The sequence below is a fragment of the Phocaeicola sp. RTP21198st1_B8_RTP21198_201120 genome (assembly GCF_040929485.1).
Taxonomy (GTDB): Bacteria; Bacteroidota; Bacteroidia; order Bacteroidales; family Bacteroidaceae; genus Phocaeicola; species Phocaeicola dorei.
Map to the genome: position 1 here is coordinate 1 of NZ_JBCOCI010000520.1, position 1,077 is coordinate 1,077.

Annotated in this window: 1 pseudogene; it reads left to right on the forward strand. The window is 43.5% G+C overall.

Going from position 1 to position 1,077, the window contains the following annotated elements:
- Window positions 1-1,077 (forward strand): annotated as a pseudogene (locus AB5935_RS27780) (hypothetical protein); the annotation flags it as partial.

Sequence of the window (1,077 nt, forward strand, 5' to 3'; positions counted from 1 at the left end):
CGTCTACCCGTCCCAAAAATCTGGCAGCATTGAAGCATATTGCTGGGGTTGGTTCTTCTCCGGTAGTCCGTTATTCGGGAACAGGTATTTATTTTCTTGACAAACAGGATGATAATACTTGGCAACTGGAAATCTACCCTGATATAATGGATATAGATGATCCTTATAAAATGCTGAATAAACACAGGGTGTCAAGAAAATCAGCGTACAATGAACGGAACATTCAAATACAGCTTCCCGGTCTGGAAACTGAAATGGTTGTATTGCCCGGAAAATATCTGCTATCAGATGGAAAGATAGTTAGCAGGGAAGAACTTCCTGCCAAAGATTTCTATCAGACTCCGATGAAAGAGTGGAAAATAGCTAATCATACATGGCCGGAGTTTACTGCTGATAAAGAGGTGACATTCCGGTGTGAGGTGTTCGGCCCCAAACGTCCTCAACAGGTAGATGTTTATCTGATGCTGAAACCTTGGGGATGCAAGCGCATACCGATGACGGCGGAAGACGGCTTCTTCTATACGGCGAAAGCCGATATAAGCTGGATTGCTAAGGGGGATTATGAGTATCATTTCGGCATAGATACGGGAGATGATACAATCTTGTTTCCGGAAAAGACGTATTGCACTCCCGAACGGTGGGACTATTATGAACAAGCTACTTACGCCATGCGTCTGATAAACGAAACAATTCCTTTGTCTCTTTTAGGACCACAGGACAATTGGAAGCATATCCGTCGTACACGCACGTTCAGGAGCCCCGAATCACAATTTAGCTCGGTAGTATCAGGACCGGAATTGCTGCCTGCCTTTCAGCTTTCTGTTCCTGATTTGGAGAAAAAGGAAGATTATATAGCTCCTTGTGATGTGACTTTTTCCCATTATATAGGTGATCGGATAACTTGTCGGAGTAAAAGTAAGACGGCTCCTGCATATATTCGTATTCGCGCTTATGGATTGAACAATACTGATAAAGCCATTTGCAATTTTGTAGATAAAGAGGGAAGAGGATATGGTGCTGCGTTTAATTTGAAAGCTGACGCATCGGATATCCTGATTCCGGTATCCGACCTTGTAC